A 23,896-nucleotide genomic window follows, 5' to 3' on the forward strand; every position below is an offset into this window, starting at 1 on the left:
CGTCTACAGCTCGGCCGTCGGGCCAGGGTGCCGCGGCAGGGTCACGCGGAAGCGGGTGCCGCCTTCTCGCTGGTGATCCGTCGGGCTCTCGATGGTTATCTGTCCATAATGCTCTTCCACGATCGAATAGACCAGTGCGAGGCCGAGCCCGGTCCCCTTGCCGGGGTCCTTGGTGGTGAAGAACGGTTCGAACAACTGGTCCATGATCGCCTTCGGAATGCCGCTGCCCTCGTCCTCGACGACCAGGTCCACGGTATGTTCCGAGGCTTCGCTGCGGACCCGGATCGCGCCGCCCGGCGGGCTGGCGTCGCGAGCATTGGAGAGCAGGTTGATCAGCACCTGGGCCAGGCGCTGCGAGTCTCCCTCGACCCAGTGCGCCGGATCGCAGAGGTTGAAGAACTCTACTTCGACGCTACGCCGGTTCAGCGACAGCAGTCCGATGGCCTCCTGGGCGACTTCGCTCAGGCACACCGGTTCCAGGGCCTGCAGGTGGCTGCCGGAGTGGGCGAAGCTCATCAACGACTGGACGATGCGCGATACGCGCTTGGTCTGGTCGAGGATCTGCTCGCTGATTTCGGTCAGCTCGCCATCGCCTTCGCGTTCCTCGCGCAGGTTCTGCGCCAGGCAGGCGATGCCGGTGATCGGATTGCCGATCTCGTGGGCCACCCCGGCGGCAAGGCGGCCGATGGAAGCCAGGCGCTCGGAGTGGACCAGCTTGTCTTCCAACAGTTGGGTTTCGGTGAGGTCTTCCACCAGTAGCACCAGGCCGCTGTTGCCCGGCGCCAGGGGTTCCTCGATGGCCGCCTTGTGCAGGTTCAGCCAGCGGGTGTGGCCGTCGTAGACCAGGCGCTGCTTGTGCAGGTGCTCGTCGGGGGCGTCGATGAAACGTTCCAGCAGGCCCTTCCAGGGTTCGGGCAAGGCCGACAGGCGCGAACCGACGACCTTCTGCGCGCCGACCCCGGTGAGTTCCTCGATGGCGCGGTTCCACATCAGCACTTCCTGGTCCTTGGCCAGGGAGCAGACGCCCATCGGCAGGTCTTGCAGGGTCTGCCGGTGGTAGCGGCGCAAGGTGTCGAGTTCGGCAGCCAGGCCAGTCAGCCGGGAGTGATAGTCCTCCAGGCGGCTCTCGATGAAGTGGATGTCCTCGGTGACGTAGCTTTCTTCGCTGGTCTTGTAGGGAAGGAAGGTCTCCACGATGTCCTGGGCGACACTGGGTCCCATCAGCCCGGAAAGGTTCGCCTCGATGCGGTCGCGCAAGCGACGCAGGGCATAGGGGCGACGTTCGTCGAAGGGCAGGTGGAGATCGCGCAGGGCCTGCTCGACCTCCTTCTGCGCGGTCTTGGCGCCCAGCGGCTTGGCCAACTGGCTGGCGAACTCCTGCGGCGAACCGGCGAACAGTTCGCGGCGTTGCGGACGGCGTACGTTGTCCACCGCGCAGGCCTCGGCGGCGCCTTTTTCCTCGTCGCTGGCCTCGGTGAACAGCGACACCAGGGTGAATACCAGCACGTTGGCCGCCAGCGAGGACAGCGCCGCCAGGTGCCAGTTCGAATCGTCCAGCACGTAGATCACGTCGAACAGCGGCAGGTACAGGCCCTGTACGTTCCCCATCAGGGGCAGCAGCATGGTGATCGCCCAGACCAGCATGCCGGCGATCAGCCCGGAGATGAAGCCACGGCGGTTGGCGGTCGGCCAGTACAGCACCGAGAGGGCGCCGGGAAGGAATTGCAGGGTGGCGACGAAGGACACTATGCCCAGGTTGGAGAGGTCCTGTTCGGCGCCCAGCAGCAGGTAGAAGGCGTAGCTGGCCATGATGATGGCGACGATCAGCAGGCGCCGGGTCCATTTCAGCCAGCGGTAGATGTTGCCCTGCGCCGGCGGCTGGTAGAGCGGCAGCACCAGGTGGTTGAGGACCATTCCCGAGAGCGCCAGGGTCATCACAATAGTCAGCCCGCTGGCGGCGGAGATGCCGCCGATGAAGGCGGCCAGGGCCAGGGCCGGGCTGTCCACCGCCAGGCCGAGGCCGATGGTGTAGTACTCCGGTGTGGTCGAGGCGCCGAGGCGCAGCCCGGCCCAGAGGATCGGCGGTACCGCAAGGCTCATCAGCAGCAGGAACAGCGGCAGGCCCCAACTGGCGGAAATCAGCGCGCGCGGGTTGAGGTTCTCGGTGAAGATCATGTGGAACATGTGCGGCATCACGATGGCCGCGGCGAAGAACACCAGCAGCAGCGTTCGCCATGGACCCTCGGCCAGCGGCGTGTGCAGGGTGGTCAGCGCGGTCTGGTTCTGCAGCAGCCAGACTTCCAGGCCTTCCGGCCCGCCGAAGACGCCGTACAGGGCGTAGAGGCCGATACTGCCGAGCATCACCAGCTTGACCAGCGACTCGAAGGCGATGGCGAACACCAGTCCCTCGTGGCGTTCGCGGGTGGCGATGTGGCGAGCGCCGAAGAGGATCGCGAACAGGGTGATCAGGGTGCAGAAGACGAACGCGACCCGCTCCTGGGCCGGGTCGCGGGTGAGAATGCTGATCGAATCGGTGACCGCCTGGATCTGCAGGGCCAGCATCGGCAGCACGCCGATCAGCATGAACAGCGTGGTCAGGGCGCCGGCCCAGGTACTGCGGAAACGGAAGGCGAAGAGGTCGGCCAGCGAGGACAGCTGGTAGGCGCGTGTCACCCTGAGGATCGGATAGAGCAGCACTGGGGCGAGCAGGAAGGCCCCGGAAATCCCCAGGTAGATGGCGAGGAACCCGTAGCCGTACTGGTAGGCCAGGCCTACCGTGCCGTAGAACGCCCAGGCACTGGCGTAGACGCCCAGCGACAGGGTGTAGACCAGCGGGTGGCGTACCAGCCGGCGCGGCACGTAGCCGCGCTCGGTGATCCAGGCGATGCCGAAGAGGGTGGAGAGGTAGGCGACGCTGATCAGGATCAGCTGGGTCAGGCTAAAGCTCGTCAGCATCGCGCTGGCTCTGCAGGATGAAAGTGACCACGATGAGGATCAGCCACAGCAGGTACGGGCGGTACCAGGCGCCGTTGGGGTCGATCCACCAGTCCATGATGGCGGGGGAAAAGAGATAGATGCCCACGACCAGGAGCAGGACCAGTCGGTAGATGTACATGCCGCTTCCCTCATGCTTGGGCCGGCAGGCTACAGGCTGCGGGTGGGTGCCGGCAAGCCGCCGGGCGGGCTACAGGCGTTCCTCGGGAAGGGTAGCGCAGCGCGGGATGCGCGTGGCGTCCCAGTGCGCGACGCCCCAGGCCAGCGCCTCGCTGGCGCTGGCCTGGGCCAGTTCGGCCGGCGGCCGCTGGCCGAGCGCGCGCAGGGCGCGGGTCAGCGGCGCGGCGGCCTGCTCGGCGGGCAGTGGCGGGGAGCGGTAGGACTTGCCGAGCTTGTGCCCGTCCGGCTGGACGATCAGCGGCACGTGCAGGTAGCGCGGCTGGCTCAACCCCAGCAATTCCTGGAGGTAAAGCTGGCGCGGGGTCGAGTCGAGCAGGTCGGCGCCGCGGACGATGTCGGTGATGCCCTGCCAGGCGTCGTCCAGCACCACCGCCAGTTGGTAGGCGTAGAAGCCATCGCGGCGCTGGATGACGAAATCGCCGACCTCGCGGCCGAGATGCTGGTGGACTTCGCCCTGCACGCGGTCGACGAAGCGATATTCCAGCTCCGGCACGCGCAGGCGGATCGCCGCATCCTCGCGGGCGTGCCCGGCGTCGCGGCAGAAGCCCGGGTAGATCCCGGCGAATCCCTCAAGCTGCTTGCGCGAGCAAGTGCAGGCGTAGGCCAGGCCGCTGCGCAGCAGTTGCTCGACCACTGCGGCGTAGTCCGGGAAGCGTTCGCTCTGCCGCTCCACCGCGCCGTCCCATTCGAAGCCGTAGCGCTCCAGGGTTTCCAGGATCGCCTGCTGGGCGCCCGGGACTTCGCGGGGCGGGTCGAGGTCCTCCATGCGCACCAGCCAGCGGCCGCCGACGGCACGTGCGTCCAGGTAGGAGGCGACGGCCGCCACCAGGGAACCGAAGTGCAGGTAGCCGCTGGGCGTCGGGGCGAAGCGGCCTACATAGGAAAAGGTCATGGCGCGGGCGGTGCGGCGGGGAACGGCGGAAACGAAACGGGGCGCCTTGGCGCCCCGTCGGTCCGGCTCAGGAGCCGAGTTGCTTCTCGCGGATTTCCGCGAGGGTCTTGCAGTCGATGCAGAGGGTCGCGGTGGGGCGCGCCTCCAGGCGACGGATGCCGATCTCGACGCCGCAGGAGTCGCACCAGCCGTACTCTTCGTCTTCGATCAGTTGCAGGGTCTCGTCGATCTTCTTGATCAGCTTGCGCTCGCGGTCGCGGGCGCGCAGTTCCAGGCTGAATTCTTCTTCCTGGCTGGCGCGGTCGGCCGGATCGGGGAAGTTGGCCGCTTCGTCCTGCATGTGATGCACGGTACGGTCGACTTCTTCCATCAGCTCCTGTTTCCATTTGTTCAGGATCGCGGTGAAGTGCGCGCGCATGCGCTCGCTCATGTACTCCTCGCCCTTGGTTTCCTGATAGGGTTCGAAGCCGCGGGTCATCTGCTGGCTGCTCTGTTGTTTTGCTTTGGTGGACATGAATGGCCGCCTCTCACTTTCGCTAATCCTGTCCGCGGCAGGGTTCCCTCGCCGGCTCTCCGGCCCCGCGGTCGCAAGCGGGCGAACTTACCAGAACGATAACCTTGGCGCTACTCCCGGTTGTCGAGGCTGGTGTCGCCCGCGTAATGGCTTGGTTAGAATCGGTTTTTCCTCGCAAAGTTCGGAATATCCATGGCTACCTCCTATAGCGCGCGCAGTCGGGCCATCGAGCCTTTCCATGTCATGGCCCTGCTGGCGCGGGCCAACGAGTTGCAGGCCGCCGGCCACGATGTGATCCACCTGGAGATCGGCGAGCCGGACTTCACCACGGCCGAGCCGATCGTCGAGGCCGGGCGCGCCGCCCTGGCCGCCGGGCATACCCGCTACACCGCCGCCCGCGGCCTGCCGGCGCTGCGCGAGGCGATCGCGAAATTCTACGGCGAACGCTACGGGGTCGACCTCGACCCACAGCGCGTGCTGGTCACTCCGGGCGGTTCCGGAGCCCTGCTGCTGGCCAGCAGCTTGCTGGTCGACCCCGGCCGCCACTGGTTGCTCGCCGACCCGGGCTACCCGTGCAACAGGCATTTCCTGCGCCTGGTGGAAGGCGCCGCGCAACTGGTGCCGGTGGGGCCGGACAGCCGTTACCAACTGACACCGGATCTCATCGAGCGGCACTGGGATTCAGACAGTGTAGGCGCTCTGGTGGCGACGCCGGCGAATCCGACCGGGACCCTGCTCGATCGCGACGAACTGGCCGGCCTGTCGGGCGCCTTGAAGGCCCGCGGCGGGCACCTGGTGGTGGACGAGATCTATCACGGGCTGACCTATGGCGTGGACGCCGCGTCGGTGCTGGAAGTCGACGACGACGCTTTCGTCCTGAATAGTTTTTCCAAGTATTTCGGCATGACCGGCTGGCGCCTGGGCTGGCTGGTGGCGCCGGCAGCGGCGGTGCCTGAGCTGGAGAAGCTGGCTCAGAACCTCTACATCAGCGCGCCGAGCATGGCCCAGCAGGCCGCGCTGGCCTGTTTCGCGCCGACCACCATCGCCATTCTCGAAGAGCGTCGCGAAGAGTTCGCCCGCCGTCGCGACTTCCTCCTGCCGGCCCTGCGCGAGCTGGGTTTCGGAATCGCCGTGGAGCCGGAAGGCGCCTTCTATCTCTACGCCGATATCAGTGCGTTCGGCGGCGATGCCTACGCCTTCTGCAAGCACTTCATCGAGACCGAGCACGTGGCCTTCACTCCGGGGCTGGATTTCGGCCGCCACCAGGCCGGCCACCACGTGCGTTTCGCCTATACCCAGAACCTGCCGCGCCTGCAGGAAGCGGTGGAGCGGATCGCCCGCGGCCTGAAGAACTGGCGGCCCTGATGCGTTTCGAGCAGCCACTGGAAGAAGGCCGCCTGCTGCGTCGCTACAAGCGTTTCCTCGCCGATATCGAGAGCGCCGGCGGCGAGCGCCTGACTATCCACTGTCCGAATACCGGTTCGATGCTCAATTGCATGAGCGAAGGTTGCCGGGTCTGGTTCAGCCGCTCCAACGACCCCAAGCGCAAGCTGCCGGGGACCTGGGAGCTGAGCGAGACTCCGCAGGGCCGCCTGGCCTGCGTCAACACGGCGCGGGCCAACCGCCTGGTAGAGGAGGCGCTGCTGGCCGGGGACATCGCGGAGCTTGCCGGTTTCACCGCTCTGCGCCGGGAAGTGGCCTACGGCGTGGAGAACAGTCGCGCCGACTTTCGCCTGGAATACCCCACGGGCGCACTGTTCATCGAGGTGAAGAGCGTCACCCTGGGCTTCGACGAAACCGCCGTGGCGGCCTTTCCCGACGCGGTGACGCTGCGCGGCGCCAAGCACCTGCGCGAACTGGCGGCGCTGGCGCGGGAGGGGATCCGCGCGGTGCAGCTGTACTGCGTGAACCTTTCCGGGGTCGAGGCGGTGCGCCCCGCCGACGAGATCGATCCAGCCTATGGCAAGGCGTTGCGCGAGGCGGCGCAAGCGGGCGTCGAGGTGCTGGCCTATGGCGCCGAGGTGACGACGGAAGGATTGCACCTGGCGCGGCGCCTCCCGGTGCGACTCTGAGGCACGGCCGCGCCGTGGGGCGCGGCCACTCTCAGCGGCGTTCGAGCAGGACGCCGCTTTCCATGTGGTGGGTGTAGGGGAACTGGTCGAACAGCGCGCAGCGGCTGATCCGGTGCGTGTCGTGCAGTTGGGCGATGTTCTGCGCCAGGGTTTCCGGGTTGCACGAAATGTACAGGATGCGCTCGAAGCGTCGGGCCAGCTCGCAGGTGTCCGGATCCATGCCGGCTCGTGGCGGATCGACGAAGACACTGCCGAAGGCGTAGCTCTTCAGGTCGATGTCGGCCAGGCGGCGGAACGGGCGAACCTCGTTCAGCGCCTGGGTCAGCTCTTCGGCCGACAGGCGCACCAGGCTGACGTTGTCCACCGCGTTGTCGGCCAGGTTGGCCAGCGCCGCATTGACCGAGGACTTGCTGATCTCGGTGGCCAGCACCTTGCGTACCCGGGTGGCCAGGGGCAGGGTGAAGTTGCCGTTGCCGCAGTACAGTTCGAGCAGGTCGTCGTCGCGCTGGCCGAGCGCCTCGTAGGCCCAGCCGAGCATCTTCTGGTTGACCTCGCCGTTGGGCTGGGTGAAAGCCCCCTCGGGCTGGCGGTAGCGGAAGCGCCGGCCGGCGACCGACAGTTCCTCCTCCACATAGTCGCGTCCGACGACGATGCGCTTGCCGCGCGAACGCCCCACCAGGTTCACGCCCAGTTCCGCCGCGAGCTTTTCCGCTGCCTGTCGCCAGGCGTCGTCGATCGGCCGGTGGTAGCAGAGGGTGATCAGCGCGTCGCCGGCCAGGGTGGTGAGAAACTCCACCTGGAACAGCTTGAAGCCCAGCGCCGGGTCGGCCCAGGCCGCCTTCAGGCGCGGCATCAGTTCGTTGATGCGGCGGCTGGCGATGGGGAAATCCTCGATCAGGATCGGCGTGTGCTTGTCGCCCTGCTCGAACATCGCGTAGTGACGCTTCTCGTTGCCGGTTTCCCGCCACAGGCGGAATTCGGCGCGCAGCCGGTAATGCTCGCGCGGCGACTCGAAGACCTCCGGCGCGGGTGCCGCGAACGGGGCCAGCAATCCGGCGAGGCGGGACTTCTTGTCTTCCAGTTGCGCGGCGTAGGCGCTGGGGTCGAACTGTGGACGGCTCATGCGTTGAAGAAGCCCAGCTTGATCACGAACAGCACGGAGAGGATCACCAGCGCCGGGTTCAGTTCGCGCCAGCGCCCGGACAGCACCTTGATCGCGGTCCAGGAAATGAAGCCGAAGGCGATGCCGGTAGCGATCGAATAGGTGAACGGCATGGCCAGCGCGGTGACGACCACCGGCGCGGCGACGGTGATGTCTTCCCAGTCGATCTCTGCCAGGCCCGAGGCCATCAGTACGGCGACGAAGAGCAGCGCCGGGGCGGTGGCGAAGGCCGGTACGCTGCCGGCCAGCGGGGCGAAGAACAGCGCGAGAAGGAACAGGATGGCGACGACGATGGCGGTCAGGCCGGTGCGGCCGCCGGCGCTGACGCCCGCGGCGGACTCGATGTAGCTGGTGGTGGTCGAGGTGCCCAGCAGCGAGCCGCCCATGGCGGCGGTACTGTCGGCGATCAGCGCGCGGCCCATCTTCGGCATGTGGCCGTCCTTGCCCATCAGTCCGGCGCGCTTGGCGACGCCGATCAGGGTGCCGGAGTTGTCGAACAGGTCGACGAAGAGGAAGGCGAAGATCACGCTGACCAGACCGATGTCCAGCGCGCCCTTGATGTCCAGTTGGAGGAAGGTCGGCGCCAGCGACGGCGGCATCGAGACCACGCCGCCGAACTGGGTCACGCCGAGCAGGATGGCGATGGCGGTGACCACCAGGATACCGATCAGCACCGCGCCGGTGACGCTACGCGCCTCCAGGGCGACGATCAGGATGAAGCCGAGGGTGGCGAGGATCGGCGCCGGCTTGGTCAGGTCGCCCATGCCGATCAGGGTTGCCGGGTTGTCCACCACGATGCCGGCGTTCTGCAGGGCGATCAGTGCGAGGAACAGGCCGATGCCGGCGGCGATCGCCGAGCGCAGCGGCAGGGGGATGCTGTTGATGATCCATTCGCGGATGCGGAAGATCGACAGCAGGAAGAACATGGTGGCGGAAATGAACACTGCGCCCAGCGCGACCTGCCAGCTGTGGCCCATGTGCAGCACCACGGTGTAGGTGAAGAAGGCGTTGAGGCCCATGCCGGGGGCCAGGGCGATCGGGTAGTTGGCGATCAGGCCCATGATGGTCGAGCCGATGGCCGCTGCCAGGCAGGTGGCGACGAACACCGCGCCCTTGTCCATGCCGGTCTCGCCGAGGATGCTCGGGTTGACGAAGAGGATGTAGGCCATGGTCAGGAAGGTGGTGATCCCCGCCAGGATCTCGGTGCGCACCGTGGTGTTGTGCGCCTTTAGTTGAAACAGCTTTTCCAGCATGTTGGATTCCCCTGAATGTGCTCTGCAACGATCCCCATGGCGCCAGCAGAAGTGGCCGGCCGCGGAGCCGGCCGCCGACCAGGGAAAACCGAATTTCCGCGTGGCGGGCGTTGCATCGCTGTCTCGTCGGCGCGGTATCGCGAACGATCCCGGCAGACGGCTGAGTCCCGAAAATGCGCGAGCCGCATGAAACGACCCACGCACGCCAGGGGCCTCGCGGCGGCCTGCGTGGGGTTCATACGGCTCGAAAAGGCGCGCATCATACCAGTTCGCGGGAGAGGGGTGAATTTCCGCCAGTCTAGTCGATCGTCGCCTCGCGGAAGGGCCTGCTCGCCCGCCCGGCGCGGTCGGCGTTAACATAGGCGTTGGCGTCCGGACGGACGCTCCGCCCAGGTTTTCTGCAGTACCTCATCATGAAACGCTCGAAACTCGCACTCCTTCCGCTGGGCCTGGCGCTGCTGCTGGCCGCCTGCGCCAGCGATCCGCTGCCGATCCCGCAGCACAGCTTCGGGGTCTATGCCACCGCCAGCACGCCTTCCGCGGCGTTCCGCACCCTGGCCGACCCGCAGGGCAAGGCCATGCTGGTGGCGCTGAAGCCCAGCCTGACCCAGGCTGACGTACTCCGCGCCGAGGTCCTGTACGACCAGAACGGTCGACCCGGCGTCGAAGTCACCTTCACCGAACCGGCCGCCCGCCGCCTGGCCGCGCTGACCGGCGAGGCCCGGGGGCGCACTCTCGCGGTACTGGTGGACGGGCGCCTGCGCCTGGCGCCGCGGGTGCGCGAGCCGATCCGCAACGGCAAGGTCTATCTCGACGGGTTGGCTTCGGTCTACGAGGCCAGGGAACTGGCCGATCAGTTGAATGCGCTGGGAAGCCAGCCGGGGCGCTAAGCGCCCGGCTGGCGGCGAGGCTCAGAGCGTCTGGGCCTTGAAGGTATCGCAACTGGCCGGCGAGCCGCTCTCGAAGCCGGTCTTGAACCAGCGCATGCGTTGCGCCGAGGAGCCATGGGTGAAGGAATCCGGCACCACCATGCCGCGGCCCTGGCGTTGCAGGCGATCGTCGCCGATGGCGTTGGCGGCGTTCAGGGCTTCCTCGATGTCGCCCGGCTCCAGCCAGTTCAGCCGCTGCTGTGCACGGTTGGCCCAGACCCCGGCGAAGCAGTCCGCCTGCAGTTCCTGGCGTACCAACAGGCCGTTGGCGCCCTCCATGCGCGCGCCGCGCTGGCGGGCTGCGTTGATCTTGGCCGAGATGCCCATCAGGTTCTGCACGTGGTGGCCGACCTCGTGGGCGATCACATAGGCCTGGGCGAAGTCGCCGGCGGCGGAGAAGCGCTGTTCCATCTCGCGGAAGAACTCCAGGTCGAGGTAGACTCGGCGGTCGGCCGGACAGTAGAACGGCCCGGTGGCCGACGAGGCGAAGCCGCAGGCGGAATTCACCCCATTGCTGAACAGCACCAGCTTGGGCTGTTGGTATTGTGCCTGGCCGCTGGCGAAGATCTGTTCCCAGGTGTCCTCGGTGTCGCCGAGGATCGAGCGGACGAACTCGCTCTGCTCGTCATTGGCCGCCGGGGCCCGACCGCCGGCCTGCTGCTGGGTGGCCGGCGCCGGGCTGTCCATCTGGCCGAGCAGCGACCCGAGGATCTGCATCGGGTCCTGGCCCATCAGCAGGCCGACCACCACCACGATGGCCACCCCACCCAGGCTGAGGCCCTTGCCGCCGATGCGCATGCCGCCACCGCCGCCTGCGCCTCCTTCGCCCCGGGCATCAATCACGTTGTCACTGCGTCGTCCTTTGCGCCAGAGCATGGCGGTTCTCCTGTACGTTTCGCTTCTTCAGTGTTGTCGTCGTCCGCCGCCAGCGCCACCCCGACCGTCAGGCCGAGGTCAGCAGCTCGGCGCGGGCGAGCAGTTGGACGTGGCCGCCGACCCTGACGCCGCCGTCTGTCGCGACCTGGACGTCGAGCCGGCTCGGCCGGTCGAGGAAGCGTCCCTGGTGCAGGACGAAGGGTTCGCCGCGCGCGGCAAGCCCGTATTCCACCAGGTAGGCGGCGACCGGACCGGCAGCGCTGCCGGTAGCCACGTCTTCCACCAGCCCCAGGTTGTCCCAGGTGCGGCCCTCGCGCCCGTCGACGTCGAGCAGATAGACAAACGCCGCGCCGAGTTTATCCAGGGCTTCTTGCAAATCGTTGACCTGACGGGCTCGACCCAGTGCCTCGGCTGTCACCGGCAGGAGCAGGTAGGGCAGGCCGGTGCTCACCACCCGCGGCGGATGCCCGGACAGGTCGTTGGCCGATAGCGAGAAGGCTTCGGCGAACCAGCGGCAGGTCCCGGCGTCCGGGGTGGCGCCGAATTCGGCGCGGCCCTGGTCCATCTCGGCGTAGAAACCGCTGCCCGCCCGCACGCTGCGCAGGGCCACCGACTTGCTGGCCAGGTGCAGCGTCCAGTGCTGTTCGTTGTCGCCGCCGCGCAGGTGATGGAGCAGGGCGGCGGCGCCGAGCAGCGGGTGGCCGGCGAACGGCAGTTCTTCCTCCAGGGTGAAGATCCGTGCGCGGAAGGCCCGTGGGTCGTCGCCCGGCAGCAGGAAGATCGACTCGAACTGGCGCAGTTCGCGGGTCCAGGCCTGCATGGCGGCGTCATCGAGGGCGCTGGCGTCGTCGAATACGGCCAGGCCGTTGCCGGTGAGCGGACGCTCGGCGAACACATCGAGTTGCCAGTAGCGTCGGGACATGGGCCTTTTCCTGTGAAATGGAATGAAAAACGCGAGGGGGGACTCGACAAGCAGCCTATCGGCCTTTATGTTCGCCGACAAGAAAGCGCCTGGCTGGCGCTTTCCAGGCCGCCGCAGCGGTCGGCGTCGCTCGGACGGTTCCGGGCGCTTACGTTACTCCGAGGACAGCATGGCTGAATCACGCCCTGCGCGCCGTTTCGCGCGCATCGACCGCCTTCCCCCCTACGTTTTCAATATCACCGCCGAACTGAAGATGGCCGCTCGTCGCCGTGGCGAGGACATCATCGACCTGAGCATGGGCAATCCCGACGGGCCGACCCCGCCGCATATCGTCGAGAAGCTCTGCACCGTCGCCCAGCGCGAAGACACCCATGGCTACTCCACCTCGCGTGGCATCCCGCGCCTGCGCCGGGCCATCTCGCACTGGTACCGTGACCGCTACGACGTGCAGATCGACCCGGAAAGCGAAGCCATCGTCACCATCGGCTCCAAGGAAGGCCTCGCGCACCTGATGCTGGCGACCCTCGACCATGGCGACACCATCCTCGTGCCCAACCCGAGCTATCCGATCCACATCTACGGTGCGGTGATCGCCGGCGCTCAGGTGCGCTCGGTGCCGCTGGTGCCGGGCATCGATTTCTTCAACGAGCTGGAACGGGCGATCCGCGAATCGATTCCCAAGCCGCGCATGATGATTCTCGGCTTCCCCTCCAACCCTACCGCGCAGTGCGTCGAGCTGGACTTCTTCGAGCGCGTGGTGGCGCTGGCCAAGCAGTACGACGTGATGGTCGTGCACGACCTGGCCTATGCAGACATCGTCTACGACGGCTGGAAAGCGCCGTCAATCATGCAGGTACCGGGTGCCAAGGATATCGCCGTGGAGTTCTTCACCCTGTCGAAGAGCTACAACATGGCCGGCTGGCGGATCGGCTTCATGGTCGGCAATCCCGAGCTGGTCTCGGCCCTGGCGCGGATCAAGAGCTATCACGACTACGGCACCTTCACGCCCCTGCAGGTGGCGGCCATTGCCGCTCTGGAAGGCGACCAGCAGTGCGTCCGCGATATCGCCCGGCAGTACCAGCAGCGCCGCGACGTCCTGGTGAAGGGGCTGCGCGAGGCCGGCTGGATGGTGGAGAACCCGAAGGCCTCGATGTACGTCTGGGCGAAGATCCCCGAGCCCTACGCGCATCTGGGCTCGCTGGAGTTCGCCAAGAAGCTGTTGCAGGACGCCAAGGTCTCGGTGTCGCCGGGGATCGGCTTCGGCGACTACGGCGACGATCATGTGCGTTTCGCCCTGATCGAGAACCGCGACCGCCTGCGCCAGGCGGTGCGCGGGATCAAGGCGATGTTCCGCGCCGACGGGCTGCTGTCGCCGCAGAGGAAGGTCGATAGCCTGGCGGAGTGATCCTCACGTCCTGCTACAAGGAAAAACGCCGTTTTCCCTGGGGAAAACGGCGTTTTCGTTAGCGTCCCGGGTACTCCGCCAGTACCGAGGCCTGGCCGCTCCTGGTCAGGCCGACGACCTGGTAGGCGTCCTGGCGGTCGCCCATATCCATGCCCGGCGAGCCGACCGGCATGCCCGGTACGGCGGCGCCGACCAGGTCGGCGCGTTCGCGCAGCTTGAGGATGTCGGCTGCCGGCACGTGGCCTTCGACGAACTTGCCGTCGATCACTCCGGTATGACAGGAGCCCATGCTGTAGGGCACGCCGAGACGGCTCTTGACTGCGCTCATGTCTGCTTCCACATGGTCGGTGACCTCGAAACCGTTGGCTTCGAGGTGCTTGATCCAGTCCTTGCAGCAGCCGCAGTTGGCGTCGCGGTGGACGTCGATGGCCAGCGGTTCGGCGGCCTGGACCAGGGAACCGTGGAGCAGGGTGGCGGCCAGGACGGCCAGGGGTGCGAAGCGGCGCATGGGATTCTCCTTGCTGCGAGCGAATGCCGGGAGCATACCGCTGGCACCCGCCGCCACCCAGCCGGTGAGCTGTATCCACTTGTGACGAAGCGATGCGCTGCCCGCCGCGCCGGGTTGCCGTTGGGCAGGGACGGATTGTCGCAGCGAACTCGTCGGCGCGGTTTGGGTCTGCTGTCCTTAGGGTTGCCGGGGCGTTCGCCGCCGGTGTCGAACTGACCGCTGGGGGCAACAGGCCCGAGGAGAAAGGGGATGCTCTTCGCCCGTTTGGTTTTGCTGGTTCAGGCGCTGGTATGGGGCGCGCTGGGAGTGCTGTACTGGGTGCGTCCCTACGAGATGGCCAATCTCAGTGGCATGCTGCTGATGGAGCCTTCGGCGGTCAGCGATGCGCGTGTGTTCTATGGCGGCCATCAGTTCGCCCTGGCGTTGTTCCTGCTGTTCGCCCTGCGCCGGGCTTCTCTGGTGCAGCCGGCGTTGATCCTGGTAGTGCTGCTGCAATCGATCCTGACCCTGTCGCGGCTATTGATTGCCTGGATCGAGGGCGGGATGGAGGCCGACGGCAACCTGTTCGGCCTGCTGTTCCGCGGCGCAATGGCTGCCCTGGGGATCGCCGCCCTGTGGTGGCTGCAACGGCGGCCGCCCCGGCTGTCGGCACCCGGCGAGAGCGCCGAGCGTCGCGAGGACGACTTCGACGGCCTGTGACATTCAAGGTTGACTGCGACTCGGGAAGTCCTTCAGCAACTGCGCGACGCCGCGGTCGAACGCTTCCTGGGTCAGCGCCGGATCGTGCAGTTGGCGGCTCAGCACGCTTTCCAGAAGGACCCTGCCGTTGCTTTCGTCAAGGATGCGCAGCGCCAGCCTGGCCTCGGTGTCTTCGGTCAGTTGGGTCTGGGTGAAGACGCCATCCTGGGTGATCACCGGGCGCATTTCCAGGCCCGGCTGGCGTTGCAGGCCGAGGGCGTAGATCACCCGCAGGTCGCCGTGTTCCGCGTGGTAGCGATAGCCCTTGGCCTCCAGGGCGCGGCGCACGGCCGTATCGAAACGCTCCTCGAAGTCGATGCGGTGCCCCTCGGCGCGTACCGCCTGGATGAAGAAAGTCCGGTAATCCGCCGCTGTTACGCCAGGGGCGAGCCGTACGGGGCCCGGTTCATTGCGGCAGGCATAGAGCAGCAGGCCGAACAGGAGCAGCAGGACGAAGCGCAGGCTGAATCGGCGCATGGCGCGTTCCTTCCTCTTTTTTATCTTTGTGCCGCAAGCCTAGCCGTTGCCTCGCGGCTTGCCGCCCATTCCCCGTTGGGTCAGTCGTCCAGCTCCACCCAGAGGCCTTCGGCGTCTTCCCGGCAGGGCAGGGCGCGCAAGCGCTCGCCAGCGCAGGGGCCGGCGACGCACTCGCCGGACTCGATGAGGAACAGCGCGCCGTGGCTGGCGCAACGGATCAGGCTGGCGCTGTCGTCGAGGAAGGCATCGGGCTGCCACTCCAACGGGATGCCGCGATGCGGGCAGCGGTTCAGGTAGATGTAGGCGCGGCCGTCGCGACGCACCGCGAACAGCCGCCGCTCATCGACGAGGAAGCCGCGGCTGTTGCCTTCGGCGAGATGGGAAGAGGGGCACAGGTGGATCATGGGCGCTCCGTTTGCCGGGATCATTATCCCTGATCCGGAGGACGGCTTTCACCTGTGGCATGGAAAGCGCCCGGCATGGCCAGGCGCTGGGTATGGGGGCACTTCCGTGTGCGAAGGGGTAACGGGTCAGATGTCCCAGACCAGGTTGACCGCGAAATTGCGGCCTGGCTGGGACAGTCGGTCGATGTTGGCCGGGGCCAGCGCCGAAGCCTCGCCGACGCTGTCGTAGCCGCGCACGTCATCCCACAGCCAGTATTTCTTGTCGGTCAGGTTGTAGAGACCGGCGTTGAGGGTCAGGTCCTTGCTCAGCCTGTAGTAGGCGCTGAGGTCGAGGGCGCCGAAGCCCGGGGTCTTGAACTGGCTGGCGGTGCCATCCGGGGTGTGGAAGGTGCTGTCGTCGACGCGATCCTTGCGTTTGACCAGGGTCCAGCTGAGCAGCCCGCCGTAGTTGCCGTCTGCTTCGTCGTAGCCCAGGCCGAACACTCCGGTAAGTGGGTTGACGCTGTTGATCGGCTCGCCGTTGTCCTTGTTGCGACCGTAGGCGTAGGCCACGCTGCCCTGGGTGTAGAGTCCCTGCGGCGCGCCGAAGGCGCCCAGCTCCAGGCGGCCCTTGAGCTCGACGCCCTTGATCACCGCCCGCTCGATGTTGTTGGACTGGAAGGTCTGGCCGTTGCCGCCGGTGCTATCGGTATTCAGGGCGTCTTCGTCGATGAAGTCGCGATATTTGTTGTAGAACACTGCTACGCCGAAGCTGCCTTCGTCGAACTTGCCGCGCAACCCGGTCTCGAAGCTCTGGCTCTTTTCCGGCTTGAGGTCGGGGTTAGGCTCGATGTGGTAGCCCGCCTGCAGGTTCTCGAATCGACCGTACAGCGCCTTGGCGGTGGGCGTGCGGAAGCCCTGGGCGTATTGGCCGTACCAGGTGTAGTGCTGGGCGAAGTCGTAGGTCACGCCGAACTTGGGCGAAACCCGGTGCCATTTCTTGTCCGACTCGTCGACCGCGGTGTTCTGGCTCTGCTTCATGGTGCGCAGGAACTCGTCGGTGATGTGCGGCTCCATGCGCGTGTAGTCGTAACGCAGGCCGGGAGTGAAGGTCCAGTCGTTCCAGCTGATGCTGTCCTGGGCGAACAGGGCGTAGGTCTTCACCGTCGGATCGGGAAAGTCGCTGCTGCGTTCCAGGGCATCGCGCGGGCTGTCCGCGCCGGTGTCCAGGTTGGTGCCGGTGCCGCTGCGCATGCCGGTGACCTTCTGGTGCTTGAGATTGATCCCGTAGCTCAGCAGGTGCTCGGTCTCGCCGATGGCGAAGCTCTTGTCCAACTGGCTGTCGAAGACCCACAGGCGTTCCTTGTAGGTAGTGTCGCGGGTACGCAGGACCTTGCGGGTGATCGGGTAGTAGAACTCGCGGGTCGCCTGGTCGGTCTTCGCCAACTGGTAGTTCAGGCTCCACTGGATGCGATCGGCGACCGGGCTGTCGAGCAGGAAATGGTGCTCCAGGCCGTAGCGCTCGCGAGTCAGGGTGTCGTTGCCCTTGCGCCACTGGTACATGCCGCCCGGCAGCATGCTCGGCGGGATGGCCGGCTTGCCCTTGTCGTACGGGCCGCCATAGGCGCTCTTCTGGTCGGTATCGACGTCGCTCTTGTACTTCTCGAAGACCAGCCCGAAGCGGCTGCCCTCGGCGTAGTTCCAGCCCAGCTTGCCGAGCAGGCTGTAGCTGTCGGCGTCTTCCGGGTTGGCTTCGCTGCGCGAGAGCCCGGTGCCGCCGTGGCCGCCGTTGGATTCGGTCTCGTGGCCCTGGCGGTAGCCATAATGCAGCAGGCCGTCGAAGTCGTCGGCGCGGCCGGCGACGGTGGCCGAGGTCAACCAGGAGTGGCTGGCCGACTCGTAGCCGGCCTTCAGCCGGGCGCCGACGTCCTTGCCGTCCTTGATGATGTCCGACGGGTCGAGGGTGAAGTAGCTCACCGCGCCGCCGATGGCGTTGCTGCCGTACAGCGCCGAGGCCGGGCCGCGAAGGATTTCCACGCGCTTTACGATGTCCGGATCGACGTAGTTGCGGTGGGTCTGCGCGTAGGGGCCGCTGAAGAAGTCGTTGGGCAGTTCGACCCCGTCGATCTGCGTAAGGATGCGGTTCCCGTCGATGCCGCGGATGTTGTAGCCGGTGATCCCGGCACGCTGGCCGGCGCCGCCGACCGAGACTCCCGGTTCGTAGCGCACCAGTTCCTTGATGTTGTTGACGTTCTGCCGGTCCAGTTGTTCGCGGGTCTGCACGCTGACGGTGCTTGGCACCGAATCCACTGCCTGCTCGGTACGGGTGGCGGTGATGGTGGTCGGGGTCAGCGGGACGGCGTTCCCCGCCAGGGCCAGGGAAGGGCTGAGCAACAGCAGGGCCAGGCAGGGGCGCAGGGCGAAGGGCGGGGAGAGCGGCATGTGGGACTCCTTGGGTCGGGCCGGTGGCGAATAGCCAGGGGGACGTCGGGCGCACAAGGTACTGCCAGAAAAACGCTAATGCAAATAATTATCAAATGGATTCAGATATGCGTTTTGTGGCAAAGTTCACCTGTTTTTGCGCGTAGCGCGACCGAACCGGATATGCCCGAGGAACCGTCGATGAGCAGCACTCCCAGCCTTTCCCATTCCCCTGCCGAGCTTTACCGCGCCTGGCAGGACCTGCGCGCCGAGCGACCGCAGCTACGCGCGCGCGACGCCGCCGCGCTGTTGCAGGTCAGCGAAGGCGAGCTGGTCGCCAGCCGGGTCGGCATCGATGCCGTGCGCCTGCGGCCGGACTGGGCCGCCTTGCTGCCGGCGCTCGGCGAACTGGGGCCGATCATGGCGCTGACCCGCAACGAGCATTGCGTCCACGAACGCAAGGGGCCGTATCGCGAAGTGACGGTCTCTGCCAATGGGCAGATGGGCCTGGTGGTCTCGCCGGATATCGACCTGCGCCTGTTCCTGGGGGGGTGGAACGCCGTCTTCGCCATTGCCGAGGAGACAGCGCGGGGTACCCAGCGCAGCATCCAGGTGTTCGACCAGCAGGGCGTGGCGGTGCACAAGGTGTTCCTTACCGAGGCCAGCGACGTCCGCGCCTGGGAACCGCTGGTCGAGCGCCTGCGGGCTGCCGAGCAGGATGCCGTGCTGGCGCTGCACGAACCCCGCGCACCGGCTGCGGCGCTCGTCGATGCGCAGATCGATGCCGCCGCCTTGCGCGAAGGCTGGGCCGCGTTGAAGGACACCCATCATTTCCACGCCCTGCTGAAGAAGCATGGCGCGCAGCGCACCCAGGCGCTGCGCCTGGCTGGCGGCGAATGGGCCGAGCGCCTAGACAAGGGCGACCTGGCGAAACTCTTCGAAGCGGCGGCCGAAAGCGGATTGCCGATCATGGTGTTCGTCGGCAACGCCCACTGCATCCAGATCCATACCGGGCCTGTGTGCAACCTGAAGTGGCTGGACGACTGGTTCAACGTGCTCGATCCGGAATTCAACCTGCACCTGAAGACCACCGGCATCGCCGAGCTTTGGCGGGTGCGCAAGCCGAGCACCGATGGCATCGTAACCAGCTGGGAGGCCTTCGACGCCGACGGCGAACTGATCGTGCAACTGTTCGGCGCACGCAAGCCCGGCGAGCCCGAGCGCGACGACTGGCGCGAACTGGCCGAATCCTTCAAGGCGCTCTGAGGAGAGATCATGCGTATCGATCGACTATTCAACGGGTTGGCGCTGGGCATCCTGCTCGGCACCGGCATGGCCCAGGCCGCCGAGCTGCCGCAACGCTGGGTGAGCGCGGGCGGCTCGCTGAGCGAATGGGTGGTGGCGCTGGGCGGCGAGAGCAAGCTGGTCGGGGTGGACACCACCAGCCAGCATCCGCAGGCGCTGAAACAGTTGCCGAGCGTCGGCTACCAGCGCCAACTGGCTGCCGAGGGCGTGCTGGCGTTACGCCCGGATATCCTCATCGGCACCGAGGAAATGGGGCCTCCGCCGGTACTCAAGCAGCTCGAAGGCGCCGGCGTGCGGGTCGAGACCCTCTCCGCCAAGCCGGATCTGGAGGCACTGGAAAGCAATCTGAAGAAGCTCGGCGACTGGCTCGGCGTGCCCCAGCGCGCCGAGGCCGCCGAACTTGACTATCGTCAGCGGCTGCGGCGCCAGGCGGACTGGATCGCGGCCGCGCAGAAGAGTCAGCCGGCCCCGGGCGTCCTGCTGGTGATCGGCAACGCCGGGGGTCAGTTGCTGGTAGCCGGGCGCAATACCGGCGGCGATTGGGTCCTGAACCGAGCCGGAGCACGCAACCTGGCTACCCATGAGGGTTACAAGCCGATCTCGGTGGAAGCCCTGGCAGCGCTCGATCCGGTCGCGGTGGTGATCGCCGACCGCAGCCTCGAAGGTGATGCGGCGCGTGCCGCGCTGCTCAAGCAGAACCCCGGCCTCGCCGCGACTCGCGCGGCGCGTGACGGACGTCTGCTGGTGCTTGACCCGACGCTCCTGGTGGGCGGCCTCGGTCCGCGCCTGCCGGATGGCCTGGCGGCTCTCTCCGCAGCCTTTTATCCTTCCGCGAAACCGCTGAGTACGGAAGCCGCCCATTGAAATCGGTTGTTCGCCCCCGCGCACTGTTCGGTGCGCTGGGGATTTCGCTCGTGTTGGTCCTCTGGTTGTCCCTCGCCCTCGGTCCCGTCAGCCTGCCGCTGGGCGATACCCTGCGCGCCGCGCTGCGCCTGGCCGGGCTGCCGCTCGATGGAACGGGCCTGGCCCAGGCGGAAATGATCCTCGGCCAGATCCGCCTGCCGCGGACCCTGCTCGGCCTGGCCGTGGGCGCGGTGCTGGCGCTGTCCGGGGTGGCGATGCAGGGCCTGTTCCGCAACCCGCTGGCCGATCCAGGGCTGGTCGGGGTGTCCAGCGGCGCGGCCCTCGGCGCGGCGCTGGCCATCGTGTTCGGCGCCTCGCTGGGTGGCTTGCCGGCGTTCCTAGCGCCCTACCTGCTGTCGCTGTGCGCCTTCGGCGGCGGCCTGGGGGTGACCTGGCTGGTCTATCGACTTGGCCGCCGCGATGGCCAGACCAGCGTGGCCACCATGTTGTTGGCAGGGATCGCCTTGACCGCGCTGTCCGGCGCGGTGATCGGACTGTTTACCTATCTCGCCGATGACGCCACCTTGCGTACCCTGACCTTCTGGAACCTGGGCAGCCTGAACGGCGCCAGCTACCCACGACTCTGGTCGCTGCTGCTGGTGGCGCTGCTGGTGGCCTGCTGGCTACCGCGCCGGGCAGATGCGCTGAACGCACTGCTGCTCGGCGAGTCCGAGGCCCGTCACCTGGGCTTCGACGTCGAGCGATTGAAGGCCGAACTGGTGCTTTGCACTGCCCTCGGCGTCGGCGCCGCAGTGGCGGCGGCGGGGATGATCGGCTTCATCGGCCTGGTGGTGCCGCACCTGATCCGTCTGGTTGCCGGTCCGGATCATCGGACGTTGCTGCCGGCCTCGATGATGGCCGGCGCCATTCTCCTGCTGCTTGCCGACCTGCTGGCGCGCCTGGCGCTGGCTCCGGCGGAGTTGCCGATCGGCATCGTCACGGCACTGATCGGCGCGCCGTTCTTCCTTTATCTGCTATTGCGGGGGCGGGCCTGATGCTGCGCGTGGAGAACCTGTCCATCCGCCGTGGCGGAAAGACTGTACTGGAAGGCCTCGAACTGGAGCTGCGGCCTGGCGAGATGCTCGGCGTACTCGGCCCCAACGGCGCTGGCAAGAGCACCTTGCTTGGCGCTCTCTGTGGCGAACTGGAGCCGGCCGAAGGGCTGGTGCTGCTCGACGAGCGCGGCCTCGACGACTGGCCGGGCGTCGCTCGCGCGCAGCGCCTGGCGGTGCTGCCGCAGAGTTCGTCGCTGGGCTTCGCCTTTCCGGTGGAGGCGGTGGTCGGCTTCGGTCGGCTGCCCCATTCCAGCGGCCGCGAGCGCGATGTGCAGATCGTCGCCGAGGCCTTGGCGGCGGCCGACGCCAGCCATCTGGCCGGGCGCAGCTACCTGGCGCTGTCCGGCGGCGAACGCCAGCGCGTGCACCTGGCGCGGGTGCTGGCGCAGCTGTGGCCGGGCGAGCCGGGGCAGGTGCTGCTGCTCGACGAACCGACCTCGGCGCTCGACCCGCTGCACCAGCACACCACCCTGCAGGCGGTGCATGATTTCGCCCGCCGCGGTGCCTCGGTGCTGGTGATCCTCCACGATCTCAACCTGGCCGCGCGCTATTGCGACCGCCTGCTGCTGTTGCAGAATGGTCGCCCGCACCTGCTCGGTACGCCCGAGGAAGTCCTGCGCCCCGAGCCGTTGCGCGCGGTGTTCGGCCTCGAGGTCCTGGTCCAGCGTCATCCCGAGCGAGGTCATCCGCTGATCGTCGCCCGTTGAAGGAGTCGCCATGCGCATTCGCCTGTTCGCTTTCTGTCTGCTGCTGGGCGGCTGCCAGTCCCAACTGCCGCCGCTGCCTGATTGGCAGAGCGCGGAAGGGCGCGACGATCCGCAGACGGGACGAATAGTCGAATTGCGCAGCGGCGTGATGCTGAGCCCGCAGCAACTAGTCGCACGCCTGGCGGCCGCGCCGCGAGTGATCGTCGGCGAGAAGCACGACAATCCCGATCATCATGCCGTGGAACTGTGGCTGGCGCAGGCCCTGGGCGAATACCGGGCGCAGGGCAGCCTGCTGCTGGAAATGCTCGATCCCGGCCAGCAACCACGGGTGGATGCGGTCCGCGCACAACTCGGGACCGGCAAGCCGATGGCGAACCTGGAGCAGGCCCTGGACTGGCAGAAAGGTTGGGACTGGACGCAGTACGGACCCCTGGTGTCCTGGGCGGTTGCGCAACCCGCGCCGTTGCTGGCGGCGAACCTCCAGCGGAGCGAGATCATGCGCATCTACAGGGAGCGTCCGCCGCTTCCCGGAACGGCCTCCAGGCGTGACAGCGTGCGCCTGCCGCTGCTTGCGCAGATTCGCGAATCCCACTGCGGCATGCTTCCCGACGATCAATTGCCGGCGATGCTCGCCGTCCAGCAGCAACGTGACCGCCGTATGGCCGAGCGTTTTCGCGATGCGCCACTGCCGGCGATGCTCGTCGCCGGCAGCTTCCACGCCCGGCGCGACCTCGGCGTACCGGTCCACCTGCGCGACCTTGGTGCGGAGAAGGGTGCGCAGGTACTGATGCTGGTCGAGGCCGGGCAGGCGGTAACGACGCGTGAGGCCGACTACGCCTGGTACACGCCGGCACAGCCGGACAAGGACTATTGCGCGGAGATGAAGAAGGCACGTTGAAGGAAGGGCGCGAGGCCTGGAGCCGTGTATCGCGCTACGTTTTCGCGGGCAAAAAAAGACCCGGCAAAGTGCCGGGTCGAAACCGTGATTAGCCTGATGAGGAGATAATCTGAAGAGTCCGACTGCTTGGTCTCTCAGCTTACCTGCTGGCCTCGCGACCAGTTGTTGTAATAATAACTATTCTCATTATCAGGTCAAGCCGGTTCTCATTCATTCCATCGCCAGCCGATGAACGGTCGTCTCCGGCCGAATCGCAGGCAAAAAAAGACCCGGCAAAGTGCCGGGTCAAAAACCGTGATTAGCCTGATGAGGAGATAATCTGAAGAGTCCGACTGCGTGGGTCTCTCAGCTTACCGGCTGATCTCGCGACCAGTTGAGTGACATAATAATGATTCTCATTTCCATGTCAAACGCTTTCGCCAAACTTTTCTGCTAGCTAGTCGCGAGCCCTCTGGAATGGGCCTCAGGCGCTGCGGCGCAGGCGCAGCTGGGTCACTTCCCGGTTAAGCAGGGCTATCCGCCGGGCCATGCCTTCGATCAGGCTATGGGCGATTCGCGGGTTGTTCTGCATAAGGCCGAGGAACTGCTCCTTGGGAATCACCATCACCGTGCAGGGTTCGCTGGCGACCACCGTGGCGCTGCGTTTCTCGCGAGTGAACACGGCCATGGCGCCGAAGATCTCGTCCTTCTGCACATCGCCGACTTTCTGGCCGTCCACCAGCGCTTCGGCATGCCCCTCGATGATGATGAACACATGATCCGCATCGTCGCCCTGGCGGATCAGCGCCTCGCCCGCGGCGAAGTGGCGGAAGCCGGTGGCCGGGTGGACTTCCGGCTGCTTCAGGTGCGCCAGCGCATCGCCGAGCAGGGCAGTCTGTCCGATCAGGTACTGCAATAGCAGTTCCTGACGTTCCTGGTCAGCATGGATGTGCTGGAGCAGCGCATCGCGCGAATAGGGCAGCAGGCGGATCGGTTCTTCGTTGGCATGCCGGCAGGCGGGGAGCTCGAGTCCGCGTCGAAGGCCGAGGAGGTCGCCTTCCTGGAGGTAGAACAGTGGGCGTTCGTCGACCAGCGCATGCAGCAGGCCGCTTTCCACCAGGAATACCTGGTCGGCGGGCAGCTCGCGTTCCAGGTCGTCGCTACGTTCCAGTTCCAGGGCGGGGCCGCTGGGTGCCAGGCCTTCGAGCAAGCGGTGAGGGATCCCCTGCAGGCGATTGATCAATTGGTCGGCATAAGCCGGTTGCTCGCCGAGTAGATACATGGCCATTTCCTTGAGCTGCCTGGTCGGGAGAGGAGGTACGA

At 66.7% G+C, this 23,896-nt stretch carries 23 protein-coding genes; 10 read left to right on the forward strand and 13 right to left on the reverse strand.

Annotated features, from left to right (window positions below; genetic code table 11):
* Nucleotides 1-3: 3 nt before the first annotated feature.
* The 4 genes from cbrA to dksA form a co-directional block, all read right to left on the reverse strand.
* On the reverse strand, nt 4-2,955 hold the full coding sequence (cbrA, locus tag FHW81_RS11340) for a two-component system sensor histidine kinase CbrA (RefSeq protein ID WP_003095132.1): 2,952 nt from the start codon (nt 2,953-2,955) through the stop codon (nt 4-6).
* A complete protein-coding gene (locus FHW81_RS11345; protein ID WP_003095129.1) occupies nt 2,939-3,115 on the reverse strand; it encodes a hypothetical protein in 177 nt (58 codons plus the stop codon). Before FHW81_RS11345 ends, cbrA begins: the two co-directional genes overlap by 17 nt.
* A 69-nt stretch (nt 3,116-3,184) precedes the next feature.
* Nucleotides 3,185-4,066 (reverse strand): tRNA glutamyl-Q(34) synthetase GluQRS, encoded by an 882-nt coding sequence (gene gluQRS / locus FHW81_RS11350; RefSeq protein ID WP_034054523.1) that lies wholly within the window; start codon nt 4,064-4,066, stop codon nt 3,185-3,187.
* 67 nt (nt 4,067-4,133) lie between these two features.
* Entirely contained in the window at nt 4,134-4,580 is a 447-nt protein-coding gene (gene dksA / locus FHW81_RS11355) for an RNA polymerase-binding protein DksA (protein ID WP_003095122.1), read from the reverse strand.
* A 192-nt stretch (nt 4,581-4,772) separates the two neighbouring features.
* Here dksA and FHW81_RS11360 point away from each other — a divergent pair, with 192 nt between their 5' ends.
* Together FHW81_RS11360 and sfsA are read left to right on the forward strand one after the other, a co-directional pair.
* Complete coding sequence (locus FHW81_RS11360; RefSeq protein WP_003121068.1) at nt 4,773-5,945, forward strand: pyridoxal phosphate-dependent aminotransferase; 1,173 nt, start codon at nt 4,773-4,775, stop codon at nt 5,943-5,945.
* Nucleotides 5,945-6,652, forward strand: coding sequence for a DNA/RNA nuclease SfsA (gene sfsA, locus FHW81_RS11365; protein ID WP_003100180.1), 708 nt, complete (start codon nt 5,945-5,947; stop codon nt 6,650-6,652). The genes FHW81_RS11360 and sfsA overlap by 1 nt, the downstream gene beginning before the upstream one ends.
* 31 nt (nt 6,653-6,683) lie before the next feature.
* Here the strand turns inward: sfsA and trmA are convergent, their stop codons facing one another.
* The gene (trmA, locus tag FHW81_RS11370) at nt 6,684-7,775 is read right to left on the reverse strand and encodes a tRNA (uridine(54)-C5)-methyltransferase TrmA (RefSeq protein ID WP_003116071.1); all 1,092 of its coding nucleotides are present in this window, start codon (nt 7,773-7,775) and stop codon (nt 6,684-6,686) included.
* Entirely contained in the window at nt 7,772-9,067 is a 1,296-nt protein-coding gene (locus tag FHW81_RS11375) for an NCS2 family permease (RefSeq protein WP_003095114.1), read from the reverse strand. The genes trmA and FHW81_RS11375 overlap by 4 nt, the downstream gene beginning before the upstream one ends.
* 413 nt (nt 9,068-9,480) lie before the next feature.
* Here FHW81_RS11375 and FHW81_RS11380 point away from each other — a divergent pair, with 413 nt between their 5' ends.
* Nucleotides 9,481-9,957, forward strand: coding sequence for a SecDF P1 head subdomain-containing protein (locus tag FHW81_RS11380; protein ID WP_003100175.1), 477 nt, complete (start codon nt 9,481-9,483; stop codon nt 9,955-9,957).
* Nucleotides 9,958-9,978: 21 nt separating this feature from the next.
* Here the strand turns inward: FHW81_RS11380 and ypfJ are convergent, their stop codons facing one another.
* Both ypfJ and FHW81_RS11390 read right to left on the reverse strand, forming a co-directional pair.
* A complete protein-coding gene (gene ypfJ / locus FHW81_RS11385; RefSeq protein ID WP_033981098.1) occupies nt 9,979-10,872 on the reverse strand; it encodes a KPN_02809 family neutral zinc metallopeptidase in 894 nt (297 codons plus the stop codon).
* A 67-nt stretch (nt 10,873-10,939) separates the two neighbouring features.
* Entirely contained in the window at nt 10,940-11,794 is an 855-nt protein-coding gene (locus FHW81_RS11390) for a PhzF family phenazine biosynthesis protein (protein WP_003161370.1), read from the reverse strand.
* Nucleotides 11,795-11,963: 169 nt separating this feature from the next.
* On the opposite strand from FHW81_RS11390, the gene alaC reads away from it, so the two are divergent.
* The gene (gene alaC, locus FHW81_RS11395; protein ID WP_003100170.1) at nt 11,964-13,199 is read left to right on the forward strand and encodes an alanine transaminase; all 1,236 of its coding nucleotides are present in this window, start codon (nt 11,964-11,966) and stop codon (nt 13,197-13,199) included.
* Nucleotides 13,200-13,257: 58 nt separating this feature from the next.
* Here alaC and FHW81_RS11400 read toward each other — a convergent pair whose 3' ends face one another.
* Nucleotides 13,258-13,707, reverse strand: coding sequence for a DUF411 domain-containing protein (locus FHW81_RS11400; RefSeq protein ID WP_033981100.1), 450 nt, complete (start codon nt 13,705-13,707; stop codon nt 13,258-13,260).
* Nucleotides 13,708-13,956: 249 nt separating this feature from the next.
* On the opposite strand from FHW81_RS11400, the gene FHW81_RS11405 reads away from it, so the two are divergent.
* On the forward strand, nt 13,957-14,406 hold the full coding sequence (locus FHW81_RS11405) for a DUF4345 family protein (protein WP_003095105.1): 450 nt from the start codon (nt 13,957-13,959) through the stop codon (nt 14,404-14,406).
* 3 nt (nt 14,407-14,409) lie between these two features.
* On the opposite strand, the gene FHW81_RS11410 is transcribed toward FHW81_RS11405, so the two are convergent.
* From FHW81_RS11410 to phuR, 3 genes are all read right to left on the reverse strand, one after another.
* Nucleotides 14,410-14,922, reverse strand: coding sequence for a DUF4136 domain-containing protein (locus FHW81_RS11410; protein ID WP_003100166.1), 513 nt, complete (start codon nt 14,920-14,922; stop codon nt 14,410-14,412).
* Nucleotides 14,923-15,002: 80 nt separating this feature from the next.
* On the reverse strand, nt 15,003-15,350 hold the full coding sequence (locus tag FHW81_RS11415) for a Rieske (2Fe-2S) protein (protein WP_003121065.1): 348 nt from the start codon (nt 15,348-15,350) through the stop codon (nt 15,003-15,005).
* A 102-nt stretch (nt 15,351-15,452) separates the two neighbouring features.
* On the reverse strand, nt 15,453-17,747 hold the full coding sequence (gene phuR, locus FHW81_RS11420) for a heme/hemoglobin uptake receptor PhuR (protein WP_033981101.1): 2,295 nt from the start codon (nt 17,745-17,747) through the stop codon (nt 15,453-15,455).
* A gap of 180 nt (nt 17,748-17,927) precedes the next feature.
* Between phuR and FHW81_RS11425 the strand changes: the two genes are divergently transcribed.
* The 5 genes from FHW81_RS11425 to FHW81_RS11445 are packed head-to-tail and all read left to right on the forward strand — an operon-like array spanning nt 17,928 to nt 22,594.
* Complete coding sequence (locus FHW81_RS11425; protein WP_003095101.1) at nt 17,928-18,992, forward strand: hemin-degrading factor; 1,065 nt, start codon at nt 17,928-17,930, stop codon at nt 18,990-18,992.
* 9 nt (nt 18,993-19,001) lie between these two features.
* Nucleotides 19,002-19,895 carry a hemin ABC transporter substrate-binding protein gene (locus FHW81_RS11430; protein ID WP_003095100.1) on the forward strand — a complete coding sequence of 298 codons (894 nt, stop codon included), beginning with the start codon at nt 19,002-19,004 and terminating at the stop codon, nt 19,893-19,895.
* Between the two features lie 50 nt (nt 19,896-19,945).
* Entirely contained in the window at nt 19,946-20,929 is a 984-nt protein-coding gene (locus FHW81_RS11435; RefSeq protein WP_079385704.1) for a FecCD family ABC transporter permease, read from the forward strand.
* Nucleotides 20,929-21,696 (forward strand): heme ABC transporter ATP-binding protein, encoded by a 768-nt coding sequence (locus FHW81_RS11440; RefSeq protein WP_003095098.1) that lies wholly within the window; start codon nt 20,929-20,931, stop codon nt 21,694-21,696. Before FHW81_RS11435 ends, FHW81_RS11440 begins: the two co-directional genes overlap by 1 nt.
* Before the next feature lie 10 nt (nt 21,697-21,706).
* Nucleotides 21,707-22,594: a ChaN family lipoprotein gene (locus FHW81_RS11445; protein WP_033981105.1), complete on the forward strand. Its 888-nt coding sequence runs from the start codon at nt 21,707-21,709 to the stop codon at nt 22,592-22,594.
* A 463-nt stretch (nt 22,595-23,057) separates the two neighbouring features.
* Here FHW81_RS11445 and cbpA read toward each other — a convergent pair whose 3' ends face one another.
* Nucleotides 23,058-23,855 (reverse strand): cAMP-binding protein CbpA, encoded by a 798-nt coding sequence (gene cbpA, locus FHW81_RS11450; protein WP_033981107.1) that lies wholly within the window; start codon nt 23,853-23,855, stop codon nt 23,058-23,060.
* Nucleotides 23,856-23,896 lie beyond the last annotated feature (41 nt).

The sequence above is a fragment of the Pseudomonas sp. RC10-4-2 genome, from assembly GCF_050433085.1.
Lineage (GTDB): Bacteria > Pseudomonadota > Gammaproteobacteria > Pseudomonadales > Pseudomonadaceae > Pseudomonas > Pseudomonas aeruginosa.

What these genes read in the sequence shown, in the direction of transcription:
- gluQRS (WP_034054523.1), bottom strand. Translation starts at nt 4,066, where the DNA reads ATGACCTTTTCCTATGTAGGCCGCTTCGCCCCGACGCCCAGCGGCTAC.
- sfsA (WP_003100180.1), top strand. Translation starts at nt 5,945, where the DNA reads ATGCGTTTCGAGCAGCCACTGGAAGAAGGCCGCCTGCTGCGTCGCTAC.
- alaC (WP_003100170.1), top strand. Translation starts at nt 11,964, where the DNA reads ATGGCTGAATCACGCCCTGCGCGCCGTTTCGCGCGCATCGACCGCCTT.
- FHW81_RS11415 (WP_003121065.1), bottom strand. Translation starts at nt 15,350, where the DNA reads ATGATCCCGGCAAACGGAGCGCCCATGATCCACCTGTGCCCCTCTTCC.
- FHW81_RS11425 (WP_003095101.1), top strand. Translation starts at nt 17,928, where the DNA reads ATGAGCAGCACTCCCAGCCTTTCCCATTCCCCTGCCGAGCTTTACCGC.
- FHW81_RS11390 (WP_003161370.1), bottom strand. Translation starts at nt 11,794, where the DNA reads ATGTCCCGACGCTACTGGCAACTCGATGTGTTCGCCGAGCGTCCGCTC.
- FHW81_RS11360 (WP_003121068.1), top strand. Translation starts at nt 4,773, where the DNA reads ATGGCTACCTCCTATAGCGCGCGCAGTCGGGCCATCGAGCCTTTCCAT.
- dksA (WP_003095122.1), bottom strand. Translation starts at nt 4,580, where the DNA reads ATGTCCACCAAAGCAAAACAACAGAGCAGCCAGCAGATGACCCGCGGC.
- FHW81_RS11375 (WP_003095114.1), bottom strand. Translation starts at nt 9,067, where the DNA reads ATGCTGGAAAAGCTGTTTCAACTAAAGGCGCACAACACCACGGTGCGC.
- FHW81_RS11410 (WP_003100166.1), bottom strand. Translation starts at nt 14,922, where the DNA reads ATGCGCCGATTCAGCCTGCGCTTCGTCCTGCTGCTCCTGTTCGGCCTG.
- phuR (WP_033981101.1), bottom strand. Translation starts at nt 17,747, where the DNA reads ATGCCGCTCTCCCCGCCCTTCGCCCTGCGCCCCTGCCTGGCCCTGCTG.
- FHW81_RS11440 (WP_003095098.1), top strand. Translation starts at nt 20,929, where the DNA reads ATGCTGCGCGTGGAGAACCTGTCCATCCGCCGTGGCGGAAAGACTGTA.
- FHW81_RS11345 (WP_003095129.1), bottom strand. Translation starts at nt 3,115, where the DNA reads ATGTACATCTACCGACTGGTCCTGCTCCTGGTCGTGGGCATCTATCTC.
- FHW81_RS11445 (WP_033981105.1), top strand. Translation starts at nt 21,707, where the DNA reads ATGCGCATTCGCCTGTTCGCTTTCTGTCTGCTGCTGGGCGGCTGCCAG.
- cbrA (WP_003095132.1), bottom strand. Translation starts at nt 2,955, where the DNA reads ATGCTGACGAGCTTTAGCCTGACCCAGCTGATCCTGATCAGCGTCGCC.
- FHW81_RS11430 (WP_003095100.1), top strand. Translation starts at nt 19,002, where the DNA reads ATGCGTATCGATCGACTATTCAACGGGTTGGCGCTGGGCATCCTGCTC.
- trmA (WP_003116071.1), bottom strand. Translation starts at nt 7,775, where the DNA reads ATGAGCCGTCCACAGTTCGACCCCAGCGCCTACGCCGCGCAACTGGAA.
- ypfJ (WP_033981098.1), bottom strand. Translation starts at nt 10,872, where the DNA reads ATGCTCTGGCGCAAAGGACGACGCAGTGACAACGTGATTGATGCCCGG.
- FHW81_RS11405 (WP_003095105.1), top strand. Translation starts at nt 13,957, where the DNA reads ATGCTCTTCGCCCGTTTGGTTTTGCTGGTTCAGGCGCTGGTATGGGGC.
- FHW81_RS11380 (WP_003100175.1), top strand. Translation starts at nt 9,481, where the DNA reads ATGAAACGCTCGAAACTCGCACTCCTTCCGCTGGGCCTGGCGCTGCTG.
- cbpA (WP_033981107.1), bottom strand. Translation starts at nt 23,855, where the DNA reads ATGTATCTACTCGGCGAGCAACCGGCTTATGCCGACCAATTGATCAAT.
- FHW81_RS11400 (WP_033981100.1), bottom strand. Translation starts at nt 13,707, where the DNA reads ATGCGCCGCTTCGCACCCCTGGCCGTCCTGGCCGCCACCCTGCTCCAC.